This is a genomic window from Plantibacter elymi (nom. nud.) (genome assembly GCF_900177795.1).
GTDB lineage: Bacteria > Actinomycetota > Actinomycetes > Actinomycetales > Microbacteriaceae > Plantibacter > Plantibacter elymi.
Genome location: NZ_FXWJ01000003.1, coordinates 267,234 through 284,844 on the forward strand (window position 1 = coordinate 267,234; position 17,611 = coordinate 284,844).

Annotated in this window: 16 protein-coding genes; 7 read left to right on the forward strand and 9 right to left on the reverse strand. The window is 69.2% G+C overall.

Annotated features, from left to right (window positions below):
• Positions 1 to 90: 90 nt before the first annotated feature.
• A complete protein-coding gene (locus tag CCK91_RS10725) occupies positions 91 to 936 on the forward strand; it encodes a LysR substrate-binding domain-containing protein (protein WP_064295362.1) in 846 nt (281 codons plus the stop codon).
• A gap of 15 nt (positions 937 to 951) precedes the next feature.
• Here the strand turns inward: CCK91_RS10725 and CCK91_RS10730 are convergent, their stop codons facing one another.
• Complete coding sequence (locus CCK91_RS10730; RefSeq protein ID WP_086474002.1) at positions 952 to 1,251, reverse strand: hypothetical protein; 300 nt, start codon at positions 1,249 to 1,251, stop codon at positions 952 to 954.
• Between the two features lie 48 nt (positions 1,252 to 1,299).
• Positions 1,300 to 2,739, reverse strand: a complete 1,440-nt coding sequence (locus tag CCK91_RS10735) for a GuaB1 family IMP dehydrogenase-related protein (protein ID WP_086474310.1) — start codon at positions 2,737 to 2,739, stop codon at positions 1,300 to 1,302.
• A 134-nt stretch (positions 2,740 to 2,873) separates the two neighbouring features.
• On the opposite strand from CCK91_RS10735, the gene CCK91_RS10740 reads away from it, so the two are divergent.
• On the forward strand, positions 2,874 to 6,641 hold the full coding sequence (locus CCK91_RS10740; protein ID WP_207568214.1) for a multifunctional oxoglutarate decarboxylase/oxoglutarate dehydrogenase thiamine pyrophosphate-binding subunit/dihydrolipoyllysine-residue succinyltransferase subunit: 3,768 nt from the start codon (positions 2,874 to 2,876) through the stop codon (positions 6,639 to 6,641).
• Between the two features lie 139 nt (positions 6,642 to 6,780).
• Entirely contained in the window at positions 6,781 to 8,484 is a 1,704-nt protein-coding gene (locus tag CCK91_RS10745; RefSeq protein WP_085513347.1) for a cation:proton antiporter, read from the forward strand.
• A gap of 16 nt (positions 8,485 to 8,500) precedes the next feature.
• Here the strand turns inward: CCK91_RS10745 and CCK91_RS10750 are convergent, their stop codons facing one another.
• Complete coding sequence (locus CCK91_RS10750; protein ID WP_079707242.1) at positions 8,501 to 8,752, reverse strand: zf-HC2 domain-containing protein; 252 nt, start codon at positions 8,750 to 8,752, stop codon at positions 8,501 to 8,503.
• Positions 8,749 to 9,438, reverse strand: a complete 690-nt coding sequence (locus tag CCK91_RS10755; protein ID WP_079707243.1) for a sigma-70 family RNA polymerase sigma factor — start codon at positions 9,436 to 9,438, stop codon at positions 8,749 to 8,751. The genes CCK91_RS10750 and CCK91_RS10755 overlap by 4 nt, the downstream gene beginning before the upstream one ends.
• 43 nt (positions 9,439 to 9,481) lie before the next feature.
• Here CCK91_RS10755 and aroA point away from each other — a divergent pair, with 43 nt between their 5' ends.
• Genes aroA through bcp form a run of 3 tightly spaced genes read left to right on the forward strand, consistent with a single transcriptional unit; the run spans position 9,482 to position 12,390 of the window.
• On the forward strand, positions 9,482 to 10,831 hold the full coding sequence (aroA, locus tag CCK91_RS10760; RefSeq protein WP_086474004.1) for a 3-phosphoshikimate 1-carboxyvinyltransferase: 1,350 nt from the start codon (positions 9,482 to 9,484) through the stop codon (positions 10,829 to 10,831).
• A gap of 4 nt (positions 10,832 to 10,835) precedes the next feature.
• Entirely contained in the window at positions 10,836 to 11,897 is a 1,062-nt protein-coding gene (gene rsgA, locus CCK91_RS10765) for a ribosome small subunit-dependent GTPase A (RefSeq protein ID WP_064295360.1), read from the forward strand.
• Positions 11,898 to 11,910: 13 nt separating this feature from the next.
• Entirely contained in the window at positions 11,911 to 12,390 is a 480-nt protein-coding gene (gene bcp, locus CCK91_RS10770) for a thioredoxin-dependent thiol peroxidase (RefSeq protein WP_086474005.1), read from the forward strand.
• 38 nt (positions 12,391 to 12,428) lie between these two features.
• Here bcp and CCK91_RS10775 read toward each other — a convergent pair whose 3' ends face one another.
• Complete coding sequence (locus CCK91_RS10775; RefSeq protein ID WP_242664513.1) at positions 12,429 to 12,854, reverse strand: hypothetical protein; 426 nt, start codon at positions 12,852 to 12,854, stop codon at positions 12,429 to 12,431.
• A gap of 193 nt (positions 12,855 to 13,047) precedes the next feature.
• Between CCK91_RS10775 and CCK91_RS10780 the strand changes: the two genes are divergently transcribed.
• Positions 13,048 to 13,296 (forward strand): WhiB family transcriptional regulator, encoded by a 249-nt coding sequence (locus CCK91_RS10780; RefSeq protein WP_056012627.1) that lies wholly within the window; start codon positions 13,048 to 13,050, stop codon positions 13,294 to 13,296.
• Positions 13,297 to 13,373: 77 nt separating this feature from the next.
• Here CCK91_RS10780 and CCK91_RS10785 read toward each other — a convergent pair whose 3' ends face one another.
• The 4 genes from CCK91_RS10785 to CCK91_RS10800 form a co-directional block, all read right to left on the reverse strand.
• Positions 13,374 to 14,873 carry a sensor histidine kinase gene (locus CCK91_RS10785; protein WP_079002802.1) on the reverse strand — a complete coding sequence of 500 codons (1,500 nt, stop codon included), beginning with the start codon at positions 14,871 to 14,873 and terminating at the stop codon, positions 13,374 to 13,376.
• A gap of 140 nt (positions 14,874 to 15,013) precedes the next feature.
• Positions 15,014 to 15,349, reverse strand: a complete 336-nt coding sequence (locus CCK91_RS10790; RefSeq protein WP_086474006.1) for a histone-like nucleoid-structuring protein Lsr2 — start codon at positions 15,347 to 15,349, stop codon at positions 15,014 to 15,016.
• Positions 15,350 to 15,558: 209 nt separating this feature from the next.
• On the reverse strand, positions 15,559 to 16,824 hold the full coding sequence (locus tag CCK91_RS10795; protein WP_086474007.1) for an AAA family ATPase: 1,266 nt from the start codon (positions 16,822 to 16,824) through the stop codon (positions 15,559 to 15,561).
• Complete coding sequence (locus CCK91_RS10800) at positions 16,824 to 17,480, reverse strand: SAF domain-containing protein (protein ID WP_165767019.1); 657 nt, start codon at positions 17,478 to 17,480, stop codon at positions 16,824 to 16,826. The genes CCK91_RS10795 and CCK91_RS10800 overlap by 1 nt, the downstream gene beginning before the upstream one ends.
• Between the last annotated feature and the right edge of the window lie 131 nt (positions 17,481 to 17,611).

Consider the following 17,611-nt stretch of genomic DNA (forward strand, 5'->3'; position numbering starts at 1 on the left):
GGCTCCCATCCACGCTATTGCCGACACAGCCATTTCTGAGCAGGATGATCCCTATCAGTCCTATTCGATTCCCGAATGATCGGCTCCTGCATGTTCGACCCCGCACTACTGCGCACCTTCCTGGCCGTCGCCGAGACGAAGAACTTCACGCGCGCCGCCGCGCAGCTCGGCTTGAGCCAGCCGACGGTCAGTCAGCAGATCCGACGGCTCGAGGAGGCCGCCGGCCGCTGGCTCGTCGTCCGCGACACGAGGGCGGTCCGCCTGACCGACAACGGTGATGCGATGGCCGGGTTCGCGCGCACCATCCTCGCTGCACACGCCTCGGCGGAGAGCTACTTCACCGGCTCGGCGATGAGCGGTCGCCTCCGATTCGGGGCCGCCGACGACCTCGCGATGACCCAGCTCCCTCGGATCCTGCGGCACTTCCGTCAGGGTCACCCGCAGCTGAACCTCGAACTCACCGTGAACCAGAGCGGGCCGCTCTACCGCCGACTGAAGGCGGGCGCCCTCGACCTCATCTTCATCAAGATGCACCCCGGCCAGAACGAGGGCAAGCTCGTGCGGACCGACTCGATGGTCTGGGTCGGTCTCGAGAAGACCACGATCGAACCCGGCCAGCCCGTCCCCCTCATCGCCTACCAGGACCCGAGCCTCTCCCGGCAGCTGGCGATCGACGCCCTGGAGGCCGCCGGGCGCACCTGGCGGATCACCTGCAGCACCCGGGAGGTGAACGGCGTCCTCGCAGCGGTGCGGGCCGGGCTCGGTGTCGCGGTCTTCCCGCGCAGCCTCATCCCCAGCGACCTCGTCATGCTGAGCAATCGACTGGAACTCCCCGCCCTGGGCGGCGTCGACTTCACCCTGCTCGCGAACCCGTTGGCGGCGGCCGGCCCGGTCGAGGCGCTCTCCTCGGCCATCATGGACCGGTCGCTCGCCTGAGCGAGCACGCGGCGGTCAGGCGTCGACCGACTCCGACGCCTCGGCGAACGGCGCCGGGATGAGGTAGGTCTCGCGGACCTCGGCCGATTCGTGCGGGCCGCTGCCGTCGGGCGCGGTGAACGGTTCGTCGAACTCGACGATCCACGTCGTCAGCTGTTCGGTCCACACCGAGATGAACGCCGCGGCACGCTGGCGGCCGGGTGCGACGATGACCCCGGAGGCACGCTCCCCCGTCGAGGGATCGGATCCCGGGTCCACGAGCACGAGGACCTGCATGCCGACACCGAACCCGTGCGTCCCACCGTTCACCACCATGCGCCCATCATCCCACCGCGGTCGTGCGCGCCGCATCACCACCGCGGCTCACCAGGAGACGGGCAGCGCCTTGCCCTCCTCGTACCCGGCGGCCGACTGGACACCGACGATGGCGCGCTCGTGGAAGCCGGGGACCGAGTCGGCACCCGCGTAGGTGAACGACGAGCGCACCCCCGCGGTGATCATGTCGAGGAGGTCCTCGACGGAGGGCCGGAGCGGGTCGATCGTGATGCGGGAGGACGAGATGCCCTCGGCGAAGAGCGTCTTCCGCGCGAGTTCGAACGGATCGAGTCGGCCGAAGCGCTCGTGCACGGCCTTGGTCGACGCCATGCCCCAGCTCTCCTTGTAGAGCGACCCGTCGGCGGCGCGCTGCAGTTCACCGGGGGCTTCGATCGTGCCGGCGAACCAGGACCCGATCATGACCGAGGACGCGCCGGCGGCGAGGGCGAGAGCGACGTCGCGGGGGTAGCGGACGCCACCGTCCGCCCAGACCCTCGCGCCGAGCGCGCGAGCGGCCGCGGCCGTCTCGAGCACGGCCGAGAACTGCGGACGTCCGACCGCGGTCATCATCCGCGTGGTGCACATCGCACCGGGTCCGACGCCGACCTTGAGGATGTCCGCACCGGCGTCGACGAGGTCCTGCACCGCGACGGCGGACACGACGTTGCCGGCGACGATCGGGAGGCCGAGACCGAGGGCACGGACGGCCGCGATCGCCCGGAGCATGCCCTCCTGGTGCCCGTGGGCGGTGTCGATCACGAGGACGTCCACCCCGGCGGCGGCGAGCGCCTGCGCCTTCACGGCGACATCGCCGTTGATGCCGATCGCCGCGGCGACCCGCAGTCGGCCCGACGCGTCGAGCGCCGGCGTGTAGATGGTCGACCGGAGTGCGCTCGTCCGGCTGAGGGTGCCGACGACCGCGCCGTGGTGCAGCACGGGCGCGAACTCGAGGTCGGCGGCGACCATGAGGTCGAACGCGGCCCGGCCGCCGGTCACGTCGTCGGCGTCGATCGAGGCGAGTGACCCGCGAGCGAGGTCGCCGAGCCGTGCGTCGGGCAGCGCCGTGGCGAGACGCGCGGCCGGGATGCAGCCGGCGAAGGCGTCGCGCTCGTCGTGGAGCACGATGCCGTGACCGGCGACCGCGGGGATGAGCCGCAGGGCGTCGGCCGCGGTCTGATCGGCTCGCATGATCAGCGGGGTGTCGAAGGCGACCGGCTGCTCCTTGACCCAGCGGATCGCCGCGTCGAGCTCCTGGAGCGGCATGTCCTGCGGCAGGACGCCGAGTCCGCCACGCCGCGCCAGGGCCGCCGCGAGGCGTGGCCCGGTGACGGAGTTCATGTTGGCGGAGACGATCGGGATCGTGGCGCCGGTGGCGTCGTCCGGGGCCAGGTCGACGTCGAGTCGACTCGTGATCCCGGAGCGGCTGGGGACGAGGAACACGTCCGAGTACGTCAGGTCGTGGCTGGGAATCTCACCGATGAACCGCATGAGAACACCGTATCCCGACCGGCGTCCGAGCCGCACCGACGACGGAATGGGTTTAGGCTTGATGACTGGATCGTGCGGGCATGTTCCCTGCCTGCAAACAGTGAGAATTCAACGGAGAGAGTGGGCGATCGACGGTGTCGAGCCAGATGACCGGAGTGGGCGCCGATGACGGCGCAACGAACGAATTCGGAGCCAATGAATGGCTCGTCGACGAGATGTACGAGCAGTACCTCGTCGACAAGGATTCGGTGGACCGCTCCTGGTGGCCGATCCTCGAGCACTACCGGCCGGTGAACGGCGCAGCCCAGGGAACGACGGGCGGCCAGCCGGACGACGGTGCGGCATCCGCCGGTGCCACGGCGTCGGCTCCCGCCCCCGCAGCGGCGGACGAGGCGGCCCGGGTCAACCCGCCGACGGCCCCGATCCAGGTCATCGGCGCGCAGCCGGTCGCCCGCACCACCTCGGTCCAGGCGAAGCCGGCCCCGATCCCGGCCGACGCCCCGATGACGAGCCCGAACCAGGTCCAGCAGCCGAAGACCGACCAGACAGAACCCGCTCCGGAGGACGTCGACAAGGTCACCGTGCTGAAGGGCATGGCCAAGTCGCTCGCCACCAACATGGACGCGAGCCTGACGGTCCCGACCGCGACGAGCGTGCGCACCATCCCGGCGAAGCTGATGATCGACAACCGCATCGTCATCAACAACCACCTGAAGCGCGCCAGAGGCGGCAAGGTCAGCTTCACCCACCTCATCGGCTGGGCCCTCATCCAGGCGTTGAAGGACTTCCCGAGCCAGAACGTCTACTACGAGGAGACCGACGGCAAGCCCACGGTCGTCGCCCCGGCGCACATCAACCTCGGCATCGCCATCGACCTCCCGAAGCCCGACGGCTCCCGCGCCCTCATGGTGCCGGGCATCAAGCGCGCCGACACCCTCACCTTCAACGAGTACCTCTCGGCCTACGAGGACCTCGTGACCCGCGCCCGCAAGGGCAAGCTCACCGGAGCCGACTTCCAGGGCGTAACGATCTCGCTCACCAACCCCGGTGGCATCGGGACCGTGCACTCGGTCCCCCGCCTCATGAAGGGCCAGGGCTGCATCATCGGCGCCGGTGCCCTCGAGTACCCGGCAGAGTTCCAGGGCGCCTCCGAGCGCACGCTCAACGAGCTCGCGATCGGCAAGACGATCACCCTCACGAGCACCTACGACCACCGCGTCATCCAGGGTGCCGGCTCGGGCGAGTTCCTCAAGGTCGTCCACGAGCTGCTCATCGGCAGCCGCAGCTTCTACCAGGACATCTTCGCCGCGCTCCGCATCCCGTACGACCCGATCCACTGGTCGCCCGACATCAGCGTCGACCTCGCCGACGCCGTCGACAAGACCGCCCGCGTCCAGGAGCTCATCAACGCGTTCCGCGTCCGCGGCCACCTCATGGCCGACATCGACCCGCTGGAGTACGTGCAGCGCTCGCACCCCGACCTCGAGATCGAGACGCACGGCCTGACCTTCTGGGACCTCGACCGCGAGTTCGTCACGGGCGCCTTCGGCTCGGCCCGCACGGCCAAGCTGCGCGACATCCTCGGCGTCCTCCGCGACTCGTACTGCCGCACCACGGGCATCGAGTACATGCACATCCAGGACCCCGCGCAGCGCAAGTGGATCCAGAGCAAGGTCGAGCGCAAGTACGAGAAGCCGACGCACGACGAGCAGATGCGCATCCTCGGCAAGCTCAACGAGGCCGAGGCCTTCGAGACCTTCCTGCAGACGAAGTACGTCGGCCAGAAGCGCTTCAGCCTCGAGGGCGGCGAGTCCACCATCGCCCTCCTCGACACCATCCTCCAGGGTGCGTCGCAGGCCCAGCTCGACGAGGTCGCGATCGGTATGGCCCACCGCGGCCGCCTCAACGTCCTCACGAACATCGCCGGCAAGACCTACGGTCAGATCTTCCGCGAGTTCGAGGGCACCCAGGATCCGGCGAGCCATGGTTCCGGCGACGTGAAGTACCACCTCGGCACCGAGGGCACCTTCAAGGCCGAGGACGGCCGCGAGATCCCGGTCTACCTGGCAGCGAACCCCTCGCACCTCGAGGCCGTCAACGGCGTGCTCGAGGGCATCGTGCGCGCGAAACAGGACCGCGGGCCGATCGGCGCGTTCGGTACCCTCCCGATCCTCATCCACGGCGACGCGGCGATGGCCGGGCAGGGCGTCGTCCTCGAGACGATGCAGCTGTCCCAGCTCCGCGGCTACCGCACGGGCGGCACGGTCCACGTCGTCATCAACAACCAGGTCGGTTTCACCACGCCTCCTGGCGAGGGCCGCTCCTCCATCTACAACACCGACGTCGCGAAGACCATCCAGGCGCCGATCTTCCACGTGAACGGCGACGACCCCGAGGCCGTCGTGCGGGTCGCGGAGCTCGCCTTCGAGTACCGCCAGGAGTTCAAGCGCGACGTCGTCATCGACCTCGTGTGCTACCGCCGACGCGGCCACAACGAGGGCGACGACCCGTCGATGACGCAGCCGCTCATGTACAGCCTCATCGAGGCGAAGCGGTCCGTCCGCAAGCTGTACACCGAAGCGCTCGTCGGCCGCGGCGACATCACCGAGGAGGAGTACGAGGCCGCGCACCGCGACTTCCAGGACCGCCTCGAACGCGCCTTCATGGAGACGCACGCCGAGCAGACCTCGCCGACGCCGATCCCGACCGAGGTCCTCGACGAGGACGGCTACTCCGGCGAACTCGAGACGACCGGCGTCTCCGAGGGCGTCGTGCAGCTCATCGGCGACGCGTTCAACAACAAGCCAGCCGGGTTCACCGTGCACCCGAAGGTGCAGCAGCTCCTCGAGAAGCGACTCGACATGAGCCGCAACGGCAACATCGACTGGGGCTTCGGAGAACTGCTCGCGCTCGGATCGGTGCTCATCGAGGGAACCCCGGTGCGGATGTCCGGACAGGACTCCCGCCGCGGCACCTTCGTGCAGCGCCACGCCGTCCTCCACGACCGGGTCAACGGCCAGGAGTGGCTGCCGCTCGCGAACCTGAGCGACAACCAGGCCCGCTTCTGGATCTACGACTCGCTCCTCAGCGAGTACGCGGTCATGGGCTTCGAGTACGGCTACTCGGTCGAACGCGCCGACGCGCTCGTGTTGTGGGAGGCGCAGTTCGGCGACTTCACCAACGGCGCGCAGACGATCATCGACGAGTTCATCTCCTCCGCCGAGCAGAAGTGGTCGCAGCGGTCGAGTGTCACGCTCCTCCTCCCCCACGGCTACGAAGGCCAGGGCCCCGACCACTCGTCCGCGCGGATCGAGCGGTTCCTGCAGCTCTGCGCCGAGGACAACATGACCGTCGCACGGCCGTCGACCCCCGCGTCGTACTTCCACCTCCTGCGTCGCCAGGCGTACGCACGCCCGCGTCGGCCGCTCGTCGTCTTCACCCCGAAGGCGATGCTGCGTCTGCGTGGCGCGACCAGCCCGGTGGCGGACTTCACCTCCGGCCGCTTCGAGCCGGTGATCGACGACGCACGGATCACCGACAAGGCCGCGGTCAAGCGGGTGCTCCTGCACTCCGGGAAGATCCACTACGACCTCCTCAGCGAGCTGCAGAAGCAGCCGAACGACGAGATCGCCCTCGTCCGCGTCGAGCAGTTCTACCCGGTCCCGGTGGCCGAGCTGAACGCCGTGGTCGCGCAGTACCCGAACGCCGAACTGGTGTGGGTGCAGGACGAACCGGAGAACCAGGGCGCGTGGCCGTTCATCTGCCTGGAGGCCGCCAAGCACCTCGAGGGTCGGACGATCCGCAACGTGTCGCGCACCGCGTCCGCCTCGCCCGCCACGGGTTCGGCGAAGCGTCACGCCGCCGAGCAGGCGGAGCTCCTCCGCAGCGCGCTGGCGCTCTGACCTCAGCAGCACGACCGACGACGACCGCCTGTTCCGACAGGCGGTCGTTGTCGTCTGCGTCGTCGTCTGGAGGCTGGTGGTCAGCACGGCGACAGCGATCCGTGAGTGGGCGGTGAGCCACCGCCAATAGGCTGACGCCATGGACTTCGCATTCCTCGCCGTCGTCGCGGTGGTGACCATCGTCGCGGTGGCCCGCTTCGCGAACAAGCTGCGTGTGGCAGCCCCGCTCATCCTCGTCCTGGTCGGCCTCGCCCTCAGCTATCTGCCGTTCGTGCCGGACGTCGAGGTCAAGCCGGAGTGGATCCTCGCCGGGGTGCTGCCGCCGCTGCTCTACTCGGCTGCCGTCAACGTCCCGCTGGTCGACTTCCGCCGCAACCTCAAAGCGATCTCCGGGCTCTCGGTCGTCCTCGTCGTGGTGTCGTCGGTCCTCATCGGCTGGATCCTGTCGACGATCCTCCCCGACCTGAGCCTGGCCGCCGGCATCGCACTCGGTGCCGTCGTCAGCCCGACCGACGCGGTCGCCGCGACCTCCATCGGTAAGCGACTGGGCATGCCGTCGCGCCTCGTGAGCGTCCTCGAGGGCGAAAGCCTCGTGAACGACGCCTCGGCCCTCGTCCTCCTGCGCTCCGCCATCGCCGCGACCGCCGGCACGGTCTCGTTGTGGGGTGTCCTTGGCGACTTCGCCTATGCCGTGGCGCTCGCGATCGCGATCGGGATCGTCGTCGGGTTCATCACGGTCCGGATCCGATCCCGCCTGGGCGACCCGGTCCTGACGACGGTCATCTCCTTCGCCGTGCCGTTCATCGCGTATCTGCCCGCCGAGCACTTCCACGCCTCAGGCGTCCTGTCGGTCGTGGTCGCCGGACTCTACACCGGGCATCAGAGCGCGAAGTACTTCACCGCCCAGGACCGCATCAGCGAGCGCATCAACTGGCGGACGACGCAGTTCCTCCTCGAGAACGGGGTGTTCCTGCTCATGGGGCTCGAGCTCGAGGCCATCGTCTCGCAGGTGGAGCAGGACGACCTCGGCATCTGGTCGTCGATCGGCCTCGGGTTGCTGACCGCCATCACCCTCATCGTCGTCCGCATCGTGTTCGTCGGTGTCCTCGTCTGGTCGTTGCGACGCGACGAACGGGAGGCCCTCGCCCGGCGGCCGAGACTGGAGCAGGTCTCCGCACGCCTCGAGGAGCATCCGACGGAGAACGCGCGATCGGCCAAGCGCAAGGCCGCCTTCTCGAGGTCGATCGCCCGGCGGAGCGCCGACCTGGACTTCCTGCAGCGCGAGGGACTCGGATGGCGGGGCGGCGCGGTACTCGCCTGGGCGGGGATGCGTGGTGTCGTCACGATCGCCGCCGCACAGTCGCTCCCACTCGACACCCCGTATCGGGCGGAGCTGGTGCTCATCGCGTTCACGGTCGCGATCGTCACCCTCCTGCTCCAGGGCGGTTCCCTCCCGCTCGTCATCCGGCTGACCCGGGTCGGCGGGACGGACGAGCAGGCGGCGATGGCGGAGCTGGCCGGTCTCGTCGAGGAGATCTCGACCGTCGGCGTGGCCGCCCTCGACGACCCGCAGCTGCGAACGGACGGCGGGGAGCCGTTCGACTCCGCGGTCGTCGACCGGGTGCGCACGAGCAGCCTCATCCGCGTCGAGTCGGCAGCGGAACGGACCGATGCCGGCGTGGGCCCGCATGAGCAGTTCCGACAGCTGCGACGCCGAGTGCTCGACGCCGAACGCGATGCGCTCCTCGATGCGCGGGCGACCGGCAGCTACTCCTCCGAGGTACTGGCGAAGGCACAGCGGATGCTGGACGTCGAGGAGTCACGCCTCGACGGCGCCGGCTGATGCGGTCGGTCCGCCGTCAGGCGCTCTCGTGGGTGGCCTGGGTGGCCCGCAGCGACGCCAGGACCTGGTTCTTCAGGTCTTCGGGTGCCGTCTCCTTGCACGCCCGCTGGACGGCCTCGGTGAGGGTCTGGGCGACGAGCGCCTCGTTCTGACACTCCGGGCAGTTCGCGAGGTGCTCACGGATGTCGGCCGCCTCGGTCGTGCACACCTCGTGACGGAGGTACTCCTCGAGGTCCTTCTTGGCCTTGTCGCAGCCGCAGTCGCTCATTTCTTGCTCCCCTGCTTCGTCACGGTGAACCCCCGGGACTCGGCGTAGTCGGCCAACAGGTCGCGGAGGAGTCGTCGGCCACGGTGCAGACGACTCATCACGGTCCCGATGGGCGTTTTCATGATGTCGGCGATCTCCTGGTAGGCGAAGCCCTCCACGTCGGCGAGGTACACCGCGAGGCGGAAGTCCTCCGGGATGGCCTGCAACGCGTTCTTCACGTCGCTGTCCGGCAGGTGATCGATCGCTTCGGCCTCGGCGGAGCGGCTGGAGGTGGCGCTGATCGACTCGGCGCCGCCCAACTGCCAGTCCTCGAGGTCGTCGATGGTGCCCTGGTACGGCTCGCGCTGCTTCTTCCGATACGTGTTGATGTACGTGTTCGTGAGGATGCGGTAGAGCCACGCCTTGAGGTTGGTGCCCTGTTCGAACTGCGCGAACGCGGCGAAGGCCTTCACGAACGTCTCCTGGACGAGGTCCTGGGCGTCCGACGGGTTCTTCGTCATGCGCATGGCAGCGCCGTACAGCTGATCGATGAACGGCAGTGCCTGTGCTTCGAACAGTGATCGGGGGTCCGGCTCGGCCGGAAGGGCTTCTGGGTCGACGGAGGTCATCACCGGCCAGTCTACGGCCAGCGCCAGACGGCCGTGATCGGCCTCCGTCACCGGTCGTTCCAGTACCGCTGTGGACATCCGCTCCTCCTTCTGCTCTCGACCCCGACTACTGTTGGAACCAATGTTGACCAATCCGTATTCCGCACCAGATTTCGACGTGTACGGCGATGCCGAACCCGAGCACGACGACGCAGCCTGGCCGGCGCCCGTCGCGGGCGGTCCGGTCGATGCGACCGTCTCGCTCCCGGGCTCGAAGTCGCTCACGAACCGCGAGCTCGTCCTGGCCGCTCTGGCCGACGGGCCCTCCCTCCTGCGCGCCCCGCTCCACTCGATGGACAGCACCAACATGGTCGAGGCGCTGCGCGCACTCGGGACCACCATCGTCGAGCGACCGGCGTCGGGTGCGTTCGGCAAGGACTGGCTCGTCACGCCGGGCGAGCTGTTCGGCAGCACGACCGTCGAATGCGGGCTCGCCGGCACCGTCATGCGGTTCGTCCCGCCGCTGGCCGCCCTCGCCCTCGGGCCGACCGTCTTCGACGCCGACCCCTCGGCCAGGAACCGGCCGATGGCCACCATGATCGGCTCGCTCCAGGCGCTCGGCGTCGACATCAGCGACGACGGCCGGAAGGCGCTCCCCTTCACGGTGCACGGCACGGGCACGGTCACGGGTGGCAAGCTCACGATCGACGCGTCGTCGTCGAGCCAGTTCGTGTCCGGCCTCCTGTTGGCCGCAGCCCGCTTCGAGCAGGGCCTCCACCTCGTCCACGAGGGCGAGCGTCTGCCGAGCCTGCCGCACATCGAGATGACCATCGCGGCCCTCGCGGCCCGAGGGGTCACCGTCGAACAACCCGCCGTCGGTGAGTGGGTCGTCGCCCCCGGCACGATCGCCGCGCTCGACGTCGACCTCGAGCCCGACCTCTCCAACGCCGCACCGTTCCTCGCTGCGGCGCTCGTCACCGGCGGGAGCGTCACGCTCCGCGGCTGGCCCGCCTCCACCACCCAGGTCGGTGCCGACCTGGCGGACCTCCTGCCCCGCTTCGGCGCGACGGTCACCCTGGACGGCGACCGCCTCACCGTCACCGGCGGCGAACGGATCACCGCGGTCGATCTCGACCTGACCACCGGCGGCGAGCTCGCGCCCGCCCTCACCGCGCTCGCAGCACTCGCCGACGGACCGTCGACCATCACGGGCATCGGGCACATCCGTCACCACGAGACCGACCGCCTCGCGGCCCTCGCGACGGAGATCAACAAGCTCGGGGGCGCCGTCACGGAGCTGCCGGACGGTCTCCGCATCGAGCCGCGCCCCCTCCACGGCGGCGAGTGGTCGAGCTACCACGACCACCGCATGGCGACCACGGGAGCGATCCTCGGTCTCGTCGTGCCCGGGGTCACCATCGAGAACGTCGCCACGACCGCGAAGACGCTCCCACAGTTCACCGAACTGTGGCACGCGATGCTCGGAGGCTGAGCCGATGAGCTGGTGGGACGACGGCGTCGACGACGACGAGCCGGAACTCGACGAGTCGAGCATCAGGATGCGGCCGAACCCGAAGGCGAACCGCCCACGGACGAAGACGCGGCCCGAGCACCTCGATGCACTGACCGCACGCGTCCTCGCGGTCGACCGCGGTCGCTACACCGTGCTCCTCGACGAGGGCACGCCCGAGGAGCGCGTCCTGACGTCGACACGCGCTCGTGAACTCCGCAAGCAGGCCATCGTGACCGGCGACCGGGTCGATGTCGTCGGCGACACCTCGGGGGCCGAGGGCACGCTGTCGCGCATCGTGCGGATCGTGCCGCGCACGACGCTGCTCCGCCGCAGTGGCGACGACACCGACGCCATGGAGCGCGTCGTCGTCGCCAACGCCGACCAGATGCTCATCGTCGTGGCCGCCGCGAACCCCGAGCCTCGGGCCCGACTCGTCGACCGCTACCTCGTCGCCGCCTACGACGCGGGCATCACCCCGATCCTCTGCATCACGAAGACGGACCTCCAAGACCCCGACGAGTTCCTCGCGAACTTCGCCGGGCTCGGCCTGCGCGTGTTCCGCAGCCGGGAGGACGACGTCCCCCTCGCCGAGATCACCGAGGCCCTCATCGGCCACGACACGGTCTTCGTCGGCCACTCGGGCGTCGGCAAGTCCACCCTCGTCAACGCCCTCGTCCCGACCGCTGAGCGCGCCACCGGGCATGTGAACGTCGTCACCGGGCGTGGCCGCCACACCTCCTCGTCGACCGTCTCGCTGCGCATCGAGGCGCCCGGAGGATCCGGCTGGGTCATCGACACCCCGGGCGTCCGCTCGTTCGGTCTCGGACACGTCGACACCGCCAACATCCTGAAGTCGTTCACCGACCTCGCCGAGATCGCGCTCGAGTGCCCACGTGGCTGCACCCATCTGCCCGACGCCCCCGACTGCGCGATCATCGAGGCCGTCGCCGAGGGACGGCTCGGGGAGAACGGCCCAGCACGCCTCGACTCGCTCCAGCGGCTGCTGGGCACCTTCGCCACGATCAAAGCCGACCAGTACTCCTGACTAGGCTTGGGGTATGCTTGAAGCACTCCGTCTCTCCGCCGGCGACCCGGCCCCCGCGTTCACCCTCATCGACCAGGACGGCACCAGCGTGTCCCTGGCCGACTTCGCCGGACGTCGGGTGATCCTCTACTTCTACCCCGCCGCGATGACGCCCGGCTGCACCACCCAGGCGTGCGACTTCCGCGACAACCTCGCATCGCTCGGCGGTGCCGGGTACGTGGTGCTCGGCGTTTCGAAGGACTCCGTCGAGAAACTCAAGGCCTTCCAGGAGGAGGACGGGCTCACGTTCCCGCTCCTCAGCGACCCGGAGCTGACGGTCCACCAGGCGTACGGAGCCTACGGTGAGAAGAACTCGTACGGACGCATCGTCACGGGAGTCCTCCGCTCCACGTTCGTCATCGACGAGACCGGCACCCTCACCCTCGCCCGGTACAACGTCAAGGCCACGGGCCACGTGAAGAGCCTCCGCAAGGCGCTCGGCCTCGACGCCTGACGCGTCACGGCCGGACCGTCACGACCGACGCGTCGCGCTCAGATCTCGCGTCGGGTCACGGCGGCGACCGCCGGCGTGAACAGGAGCCCGAGGACGGCCAGCGACGGCAGCAGCAGGAACCACCCGATCGCGGGTTGCGCGAAGACCCCCTGGAACGCGCCGACGGCGACGGCGATCTGCACGAGCTGCCAGGTGACCGCTCCCCCGCGGATCCAGCTTCGTCCGCGGATCGCGCCGAGGGCGAGCGCCGTGACGAACGCCGTGGCGATGAGCAGGATGACGAAGATCGCCAGTGCGCTCGTGAACGAGGCCGGCGTCGCCGCGACCAGCTCGAAGAGGAACCAGGCCGAGAGCCCGATCATGAGCAGCGCCTCGGCGACGAGCAAGACGATGAAGGCCAGCACCGCGGGCTGACGATGCCTCTCCGGGTTCGGAGCGGAGGCGGCGTTTCGATCGGTACTCACAGGGTTCACCCAAACTTGACTATTGATTTGCTCTTACCGATATGAAACCATGTTTGAGGCCGACATGAGGTCCACGAGGGTGTGGACAGATCCCGAATCCCGGACGATCATCCCCCTCGCATTTCGGCTTTCGCTTCCCGAGACCCCTCACTCGGTTGAAGAAATCTCACCATGCAATAAAAGGAGCTCCCCTATGGATTGGCGCGATAAAGCTGCCTGCCTGACCGTCGACCCGGAATTGTTCTTCCCGGTCGGGAACACCGGTCCGGCGGTCGATCAGATCGACAAGGCGAAGGCCGTGTGCGCCACCTGCAGTGTCACGGAGCTGTGCCTCCAGTACGCGCTCGAGACCGGTCAGGACTCCGGCGTGTGGGGCGGCCTCAGCGAAGACGAGCGTCGCGCCCTCAAGCGTCGCGCGGCTCGCGCCCGCCGCGCCTCCTAGTCGCAGACGAGAACCCCGGGTGCCGAACGGCCCCGGGGTTCTCGCATGTCTGCGGCCGTTGGCGACGGACCAGGACCTCAGCTCTTGGCGACCCAGCGCATCGGGATCGCGATCGTGACCTCGGTTCCGCTCCCCATGAGCGTGTGCCAGTCGATCGTCCCGCCCAGCTCGCCCTGGATGAGCGTGCGCACGATCTGCGTGCCGAGACCGGACCCGACCTTCCCCTCCGGGAGCCCAACGCCGTTGTCGCGGACCTGCACGCTCAGCAGTTCGTCCGTGCGGTCGGCCGTGATCTCCACGTCGCCGTCACGGCCGTTGAGGCCGTGCTCCACCGCATTGGTGACGAGTTCGGTGAGCGCGAGGGCGAGTGGCGTCGCGTACTCGCTCGGGAGCACGCCGAAGGAGCCGGAGGACTTCGGGCGGACCGTGGTGTTGTGCGAGCTCGCCACTTCGGCGATGAGCAGGAGCACGCGCTCGAAGACCTCGTCGAAGTCGACGTTCTGATTGAGCCCCTCGGACAGCGTGTCGTGCACGACCGCGATGGCGGCCACGCGCCGCATGGCCTGTGTGAGGGCGTCGTGGGCGTCCTCCGAGTGCGTCCGCCTGGCCTGGATCCGCAGGAGCGATGCGACGGTCTGGAGGTTGTTCTTCACCCGGTGGTGGATCTCGCGGATCGTCGCGTCCTTGGTGATGAGTTCCTGCTCCTGGTGACGCAGTTCGCTGACGTCGCGGCAGAGCACGATCGCACCCACCCGCTCGCCCCGGCTGCGCAACGGGATCGCCCGGAGGGAGACCGTCACGCCCTTGTCCTCGATGTCGGTCCGCCAGGGCGCCCGACCGGTGACGACGAGTGGCAGCGATTCGTCGACGGTGACGGTCCCGGTCCCGGAGAGCAGATGGGTCGTGACGTCCGCGAGCGACTCGCCCTCGAGTTCCTCGGCGAATCCGATCCGGTTGAAGGCCGAGAGCGCGTTGGGGCTGGCGAAGGTGACGGTGCCGTCGACATCGAGACGGATCAGGCCGTCGCTCGCGCGCGGCGCGCCCCGGCGTGGTCCGGTCGGCGCTCCGAGATCGGGGAAGTCGCCCACTGCGATCATCTCGAACAGGTCACTCGCGCAGTCGTTGAAGGTGAGTTCCTGGCGGCTCGGCGTACGGGCCTCACCGAGATTGGTGTGGCGGGTGATGACCGCGATCGGTCCGTCGGCATTGGTCGTCTCGGTCGGCGATATCCGCCGGGCGACGGGCACTGCACGAACCCTGGTCGGGGTCTCCTCGTACCAGTCCGGCGCGGACGACTCGATGATCCGTCCGCTCTCGAAACAGTCGGTGACCTGCTTACGCCATTCCTGCTTGATGGATTGGCCGACGAAGTCGCGATAGAAGAGTGTCGCGGCACTCGACGGACGCGAATGCGCGACCGCTATGAAACTGCCGGAATCCGTCGGTACCCAGATGACGATATCGGCGAACGCCAGATCCGCGAGGAGTTGGCTGTCCGCGAGCAGCATGTGCAGCCACTCCACGTCGGCCGCACTGGAGCGGCCCTGGGCGAGAACGAGATCACTGAGCGTCGACACGATTCCAGTCTAGGCTCGGCCGGCCGACACCGAGTGCGCCGGGCGTGCCCCGATGACCACTGGCAGGGCAGGCATGGAACGGCGACGGCGCTCAGCGGCCCGTGGGGGGCCACTGAGCGCCGTCGCCGGACGTGACTGTGTCAGTTGGCTGCGCGGTAAGCGTCCTGGACCGCCTGGGGGATGCGTCCGCGCGACGACACGGCGTGCCCGTTCTTCGCGGCCCACTCGCGGATCGCGGCGAGGTTCTCGGCGCTGTTGCGGGTGCTGGTGCTCGAGGTGCGGCGCCCACGCTTGACCGGGCGTCCGGCTCCGATGTAGGGCTTCAGCGACTCGCGGAGATTGTTCGCATTGTCTGCACCGAGATCGATCTCGTATTCGGTTCCGTCGATCGCGAACCGGACGGTCTCTCCTGCACCAGAAGCGAGTTCGCTGCCGTCGAGATCGTCGATGTATGTGGTGATGACTTTCTGAGCCATGGGGGGTCCTCCTGAAGATATCCGTGGTGAGTCCGACGGTTATCCGATCATATCGAACCTCACCAAGCGAATCTGAATACCGACACGATACCGGAGTAATTCATCACCCAACGGATAGCGATGCATCGGAGAAGAATGCAGATGCATATATCGGCGAGCAAATGCATATTCGGTTGATCACCCAATTGTATTGAGTGACTCCGTCGAGACTATTGCGCTCGGCGTGACCGACTCCGCGCACGACGCCCGCGTGCTCCACCCGCCGAGCGCCGCGATCGGTCCCGCACCGGCGCCGGCTCCTGGTCGAGGACGGTGGACACGAACCGCCGCAACGCGACGGGAAGCGCCCCGCGCGGGGCCTGGTCGCGGAGGCTCCTCCCCGCGATCACCGCGGCGTCCACCACCCGCTGGTCCTCGGGCAGGAGCGCGGCAGCCTCGATCCCGCCGAAGCGGGAGAGCGTGGACGCCAACTGACCGGCCGGCCCGGTACCGAGCGCGACGCCACGCACCCGGTTCACCACCACCGAGATGCGCGACGGGTCGACGAGTTCGACGAGTTCCGCGTGGCCGCGGAGCAGCCTCGTGACCCCGACCGGGTCGGCCGCACCGACCTCCACCACCCGGTCCGCGGACCCGAGGACGGCGAACGCCGCCCCGTTCCGTCTGGGCGCGAACAGGTCGCTCGAGATCTCCTCGTCCGCCTCCAGGCAGAACGCCGTGTCGATCACGATGTCGTCCATCCACGCCCGGCACCGTTCGATGGTCGTCGCGACGCGTTCCGTCGACAGTTCCGTCCAGCGTGCCGCACGTGAGATGCCGGTCAGGACCCGGAACGCGCCGGAGGGCGACGGATGGACGACCGCGATCCGCTCGAGCTGCTCGATGTCGAGCGCTCCACTTCCGGCCAGCCGGCAGGCCGCGGCGAACCCGGGTGCCTCATCGAGGAGGCCGAGCATGGCCGCGACGGACGACCCGTAGGTGTCCGCGTCGATGAGGACGACCCGGCGTCCGCGCGCGGCGAGCTCGCTGGCGATGCCCGCGGCGACGGTGGTCGTGCCGGGCGATCCGGCCGCGCCCCACACCGCGATGACCCGTCCGGCGGCCTGGGCGACCGGACGCGGGTCGTCGCCGCCGAGGTCGAGCGGCGCGATGCTCCGATCCAGCTCCTCGGGATCGACCGGCAGGAGGACGATGTCGACCAGACCGAGCCCAACTGCCTGGCGTCGTTCGGACTCGCCGGACGCGAGCGCCACGACCCTCGTGCCCACGCGGTCCGCGAGGTCGACGAGTTCGGCGCGCAGGCGGTCGGCCCCGGGTGACACGAGCAGCACGTCGACTGGCGTACCGGTGCCGATGCGCTCCTCGAGTTCGGCGCCGTCGTGACAGCGCCAGGCGACGCGGTGTCCGAGGTCGAGCATCGTCGCGAGGATCTCGCCCTCGACCCGCGGATCGAGGGCGAGTCCGACGCGCAGCATCAGCGTTCGCCGGGCTCGGTGGGGACCACGGACAGCAGGTGCGCTGCTGCCGTCGCCGCGAGCACCGTCGCGACGGCCGAGCGCGGGACGGCGAGCTCGAGGGCGACCGAGCCACGGCCGGACAGGAGCCCTTCGTCCTCGCCGACCCGGACGACCGTCGCGGCCGAGACCAGCACGTCCGGCACACCGTAGCCGTCGCCGTCCGGCGTGGCCGACCAGAGGTCGACGACGGTCCCCGGCACGATGTCGGCGCCGAGCCGCCCGGCGGGCTCGACGACGAGCGTGGTCACGCCGACGGAGCGCGCCTCGCCGAGCGCGTCGAGCGGCACGAGCTCCCCCGCTGCGATCGTCCGGGTGACGACGGTCCCGGGCGGCGGCCCTTGGCCGGCTGTGAGGTACCCGCCTTCGACCGATCCCAGACGCGCGTCGATCACCTGCAGTGAGGAGCGGTCGAGACGGGTTCCAGGCGTCAGCGTCTCAGACGCCGCATACACCGGAGTCGTCCGGCTCGAGGTCGTGACGAGCCACCACACGCCCAGGATCGACGCGACCACCAGCATGAGTCCCACGAGGAAGCGTGGGTCCACCCCGATGCGCGACCGGGACACCTGCCGTCCGCCGACACCATGGCGCAGTCCCGCGAGACGGTCGCTCATCCGCTCGCCGCCGTCGATCCGCCCTCCTCCCGATTCGGCTCCGTGTCCCCGCTCGCTTCCCCGCACCGTCTCCTCCTTCATCGGCGCCCCGTGCGCCGCCTCCGGTCCCATGCTGCCCGGGCTCCGAACAT